This window comes from Kangiella sp., from assembly GCF_014762745.1.
Classification (GTDB): Bacteria; Pseudomonadota; Gammaproteobacteria; order Enterobacterales; family Kangiellaceae; genus Kangiella.
The window spans coordinates 1-4,933 of record NZ_JABURJ010000096.1 but is presented as its reverse complement, the minus strand read 5'-3'; the positions used below and the strand labels follow the sequence as shown (position 1 = coordinate 4,933).

Here is a 4,933-nt window from a genome sequence, read left to right as displayed (position 1 = left end):
GGAAGAAGATACTACCCATGACAGTTTGCAGTAATGTTAAGAATACTGGCGAATAGCGTTGCGACAATCTGCGCGCCAATAAACAGTAGCCTGTGGCTGCTAAAATGGCACCGAACTCAAGCGCATTACCCAGCATCGGGTTGGTGGCGTGTTCACTGGATGAGCCTGACAAGGTCAGCCAGACCACACCAACTACTGCAATTACACAACCCACGACCAAGCGGCTGTTGAGCTTTTCTTTCAACAGATAGTAAGCGCCCACTGCCACTAGAAGTGGCTGTAATGCTGTAACCATACCAGCTTCTGATGCAGTGGTATAAGTCAATGCATAGCTTTCAAAGATAAAGTATAAGCATGGCTCACACAGAGCCAATAGTAGCAATAGCCACCAGTCGCCTTTCTGGTACTGCTGTTTCTTGGCCATTGGCGGCAAGAAGAAAATCAGTACGGCAGTGGCCAGAATCATGCGCAGGAAGACTGTCATAATCGGCCCAAACTCGGCAATCGCCAGTTTCATCGCTACAAACGATGCCGACCATAGAACGACTGCCAGGATTAATCCTGCCATCGCAAGTTGCTGCTGAGGTAGTTTTATCATGATCTGCCCTGCCCAAAACAATCAATCTGTTAGAGCGGCGCATTGTATGAATTTCGTTCAAATAAGAAAAACGATCTTTTTTCATCCCAGCCATAAATTAAAGTTATAAAAGACCTTACAATGCGGAATCACAACACCAGGAGGTTTCGTAAACAGATGAAATGCACTCTTTGCCAGGGCAATATAAAACGAAAAGCATGGCTCTTCCTTCTTACAAGAAAGGCCATGGGGGTAAATTTAATAGCTTGATGTACAATGGCAAATATTCAAGCCACTGCTTCTGTTTCTTCTAACAATTCTAAGCGATACCCATGCTGATAAACTGTTTTAATCCGATACAGGCCATCACCTTTGATGTTAAGCTTCTTTCTTAATGAGCTGATATGGGCATCCACCGTTCGAGTGCTGATATCGCAATCAATATGCCATATTTTCTTTAACAGGAATTTGCGCGAATAAAGTCGGCCGGGATTTTTTAAGAACAGCGCCCCCAACTCAAACTCTTTAGAAGTCAGGTTAATCGGCTTACCTTTAAATGAAATTTGTTTACGGTTAAGTGAAATATGGTATGGGCCTAAGTCGAAGTTATCCTGATGCATCGAGTAGCGGGCATCGTGAACCAGTTTATCAGCATAACTTAGCAATGTATTCGGCTGAATAGGTCGGGTTAGGAAGTTGTCCTGATGGTGTATGCAAACTTTTTGTAGTGCTTCGGATTCATCTTTTTCGGCTATGAACAATATCGGGCCCTGCCACTGCAGGAATTCTCGTATCTGTTCTATTAACCACTCGCTGGTGTCGTCATTCCGCCAATCGAGAATCAGAAGATCCAGCTCTTCAGATTCCAGCAAATTAAGTAGCTTTTTCCTATCATTTGCTGGATAGCATTGAAAACCTGCTTCCTTTAAAGTGTTCAAATATGGTTCATCAAACTCTAGCTCTTGAGCCAAATGTAATACTTTTGGTAATTTTGACATCGTTCCTTTCTCCCTTTGTCATTACTAGCTCTGCTCGCTCCAAGGCTCCTTGCAATAATGGGCTCGAATCTATACTGACCGATGCCTACCTTTAATCCGTATATTTTTTATACGCTTCAATTACATTAGCAGATTTTCATCAAATGTAAAATCTTTATGTAACCAAATGTAGCGCTGCTTTCGGAAGCAACTGTACCTCAATAAAACTACTCCGACCATTAAGATTAAATGTGGTTATTTGCGTCTATCTTACTGTAAAATGCACCATCTTATTTTTTGCTTACTGCGTCACACTGGATCGGCTTTAAAAACCGTCTCTATGTCGATAAACTGACTTTTCAGCGAAAATAACCGAACTTCAGCTATAGTTAGCGTTACTTTGGAATAACATGTCCCATATATTGCTCTTACATGGTCCTAATTTAAATCTGCTTGGTCAGCGTGAGCCAGAACTATACGGTAGCGCCACTCTTGAGAGCATTAATATGGCGGCCAAACAACAGGTAGAAAGTGCCAAAATACGCTTTTCTTCCCTGCAAAGTAACTCTGAGGCAGAGCTAATTAACGCTATACAGCATGCAAAAGTCGACAATGTGTCGCTAATTGTTATTAACCCGGCTGCTTTTACCCATACCAGTGTTGCCTTGCGCGATGCTTTATTAGCAGTCGATATTCCCTTTATTGAAGTGCATCTATCCAACCCCCATCGCCGCGAAGCTTTTCGCCGTCACTCCTATTTCAGTGATGTCGCGCAGGCCGTTGTGGCAGGTTTTGGAGCGGACAGCTACCGCTACGCCATAGATGCAGCCATTAAAACCCTACAACATTAACAGGTAGAGATTATGGATTTACGCAAAATTAAAAAACTCATTGAATTGGTCGAAGAATCAGGCGTTGCCGAGCTTGAGATTCAGGAAGGCGAAGAGTCGGTACGCATTTCGCGTCATAGCTCTGCTGCGCCAGCACCGGTTCATTATTCAGTGCCACAAACTGCACCAGCGCCACAGGCTGCTCCTGCACCACAGCATGACAGTGCACCAGCCGAAACCGCTGAACCAGAAATGAGCGGTCATATCATCCGTTCACCAATGGTCGGTACTTTCTATGCCGCTCCATCTCCAGGCGCCAAAGATTTTGTCCAGGTTGGCCAACAAGTAAATGCAGGCGATGTACTGTGCATTGTTGAAGCCATGAAGATGATGAACCAGATCGAATCGGACGTTACCGGTACGGTTAAAGCAATCCTGGTATCCAACGGCGAGCCTGTTGAATACGACGAGCCAATGTTCATCATTGAGTAAATCCTGCGGCTAGTTTAGCCCATGAATGAATAGGACACTGAATATGTTAGAAAAAGTGGTCATAGCCAATCGCGGTGAAATTGCTCTGCGTATTTTGCGCGCCTGCCGCGAATTGGGAATCAAGACCGTCGCCGTGCACTCAACCGCTGACGAAGACCTGATGCATGTACGTCTGGCCGACGAGTCAGTGTGTATCGGTCCTGCTTCAGCGCAATTAAGCTACCTGAACATTCCTGCGATTATTTCGGCGGCAGAAATTACCGATGCCGTTGGTATTCACCCAGGTTACGGCTTCCTTGCCGAGAATGCTGATTTCGCCGAACAGGTTGAGCAAAGCGGCTTCACTTTCATCGGCCCCAAGGCAGATACCATCCGCCTGATGGGGGATAAGGTTTCAGCAATCGCTTCGATGAAGAAAGCTGGTGTACCTTGCGTGCCTGGTTCCGACGGCCCATTAGGCAACAACGAAAAAGAAAACATCGCCATGGCCAAGCGCATCGGTTATCCGGTGATCATCAAGGCTGCCGGCGGTGGCGGTGGTCGTGGTATGCGCGTGGTGCGTAAAGAAAGCGAATTGGTCAAAGCCATTGAGTTGACTAAAGCAGAAGCCGGTTCCGCCTTCAACAATGATATGGTTTACATGGAGAAATTCCTTGAGAATCCACGTCATATTGAGATTCAGGTATTAGCCGACAGCCACGGCAATGCGATTTACCTGGGTGAACGCGACTGTTCGATGCAGCGTCGTCACCAGAAAGTGGTTGAAGAAGCACCAGCTCCGGGAATTTCTGAGCAAATGCGTCGTCATATCGGTGAGCGCTGTGTACAGGCCTGTAAAGAGATTGGTTATCGCGGTGCCGGCACTTTCGAATTCCTCTATGAAAAAGGCGAATTCTACTTCATCGAAATGAACACCCGTGTTCAGGTGGAGCATCCGGTAACCGAGCTGATCACAGGCGTAGATATCATCAAGGAACAGCTTCGCATTGCCAGCAATCAACCGCTATCTTTCAAACAGGAAGATATCAAGTTGAATGGTCACTCGATTGAGTGTCGTATCAATGCTGAAGATCCGGATACCTTTATTCCATCACCAGGTGTTATCCAGCGTTATCATGCGCCAGGTGGTCCCGGCATCCGTATCGACTCGCACATCTACGCAACCTACAAGGTTCCGCCCTATTACGATTCAATGATCGGTAAATTGATCACCCACGGCGAAACACGCGAAGTTGCGATTGCTCGTATGCAGATGGCATTGGAAGAAATCGTGATCGATGGTATTAAAACCAACATCCCATTGCAGAAGCGAATTCTGGCTGATGCAAACTTCCACAAAGGTGGCACCAATATTCACTACCTTGAAGAGCATATGTTTGGTGAGAAAGAGTAAACGTTAACCTGTACTTATTAAGCCGTCCTGTTTCTTTATCAGAGAAACTGGGCGGCTTTTTTATTACCAGTCAAGTTGCTCAATGAAGCGCCATATTACCTTTGGCTTTTGTTCCTTATCTTCAATAATTAACAGATCAACACCTTCACCATCCCAAGAATCAGTGACCAGCCATTCGGTCATAATCATCAAATCTTCAATTCCATCAGCATTAAAGTCTGCTCTAGCAACTTCAATGAACTTGACGCTTAAAACATCATTCAACAAAAGCTCAAACACATTATCCTGATCGTTATTGATCTCATCAATTTTGAACTCGGCTAATGTTTTCTGCTGCGCATTTCGTTCCTGTTGCTCATTAAAACTGGGAGTTATATTTGCAGGAAGCTTTTTCAAATAATCTATAGATAAGGGCTGTGGCAGATTACTGGAAGTTGCCGAATTAGCAGGGATAAATTGCCTGGCAATTGCACAGTCCAACTTGGCGACAATCAGCAGATTTGCTTCTCTTTCAATCACAGAATTGATAGCCGTTGCATCAATTTCCATGCAACTCTGCAAATAGCGCTCACCATTATTTTTAAACTGTACCGGAGAATAGGGTTTCAGGCGTGTATTACTATAGTTCTCATCCAGTCTTTCAAAATGCTCTACGATGTTGGGA

General features: G+C 45.0%; 6 protein-coding genes. 3 read left to right on the top strand and 3 right to left on the bottom strand.

The window, feature by feature from the left end; translation table 11 throughout:
• Together HUJ19_RS07195 and HUJ19_RS07190 are read right to left on the bottom strand one after the other, a co-directional pair.
• Window positions 1-598: DMT family transporter (locus HUJ19_RS07195; RefSeq protein WP_290623039.1), on the bottom strand; the 598-nt coding region annotated here is incomplete at its 3' end.
• A gap of 266 nt (window positions 599-864) precedes the next feature.
• Window positions 865-1,575, bottom strand: a complete 711-nt coding sequence (locus tag HUJ19_RS07190; RefSeq protein ID WP_290623038.1) for a response regulator transcription factor — start codon at window positions 1,573-1,575, stop codon at window positions 865-867.
• Window positions 1,576-1,964: 389 nt separating this feature from the next.
• Between HUJ19_RS07190 and aroQ the strand changes: the two genes are divergently transcribed.
• Genes aroQ through accC form a run of 3 tightly spaced genes read left to right on the top strand, consistent with a single transcriptional unit; the run spans window position 1,965 to window position 4,269 of the window.
• Window positions 1,965-2,405 (top strand): type II 3-dehydroquinate dehydratase, encoded by a 441-nt coding sequence (aroQ, locus tag HUJ19_RS07185; RefSeq protein WP_290623037.1) that lies wholly within the window; start codon window positions 1,965-1,967, stop codon window positions 2,403-2,405.
• A gap of 12 nt (window positions 2,406-2,417) precedes the next feature.
• Window positions 2,418-2,876: an acetyl-CoA carboxylase biotin carboxyl carrier protein gene (accB, locus tag HUJ19_RS07180; RefSeq protein WP_290623036.1), complete on the top strand. Its 459-nt coding sequence runs from the start codon at window positions 2,418-2,420 to the stop codon at window positions 2,874-2,876.
• A gap of 43 nt (window positions 2,877-2,919) precedes the next feature.
• Entirely contained in the window at window positions 2,920-4,269 is a 1,350-nt protein-coding gene (accC, locus tag HUJ19_RS07175) for an acetyl-CoA carboxylase biotin carboxylase subunit (protein ID WP_290623035.1), read from the top strand.
• 63 nt (window positions 4,270-4,332) lie between these two features.
• Here accC and HUJ19_RS07170 read toward each other — a convergent pair.
• On the bottom strand, window positions 4,333-4,933 hold a 601-nt coding region (locus HUJ19_RS07170; protein WP_290623034.1), incomplete at its 5' end, for a hypothetical protein.

Coding starts and splice junctions, on each gene's coding strand:
- accC (WP_290623035.1), top strand. CDS start 2,920: ATGTTAGAAAAAGTGGTCATAGCCAATCGCGGTGAAATTGCTCTGCGT.
- aroQ (WP_290623037.1), top strand. CDS start 1,965: ATGTCCCATATATTGCTCTTACATGGTCCTAATTTAAATCTGCTTGGT.
- accB (WP_290623036.1), top strand. CDS start 2,418: ATGGATTTACGCAAAATTAAAAAACTCATTGAATTGGTCGAAGAATCA.
- HUJ19_RS07190 (WP_290623038.1), bottom strand. CDS start 1,575: ATGTCAAAATTACCAAAAGTATTACATTTGGCTCAAGAGCTAGAGTTT.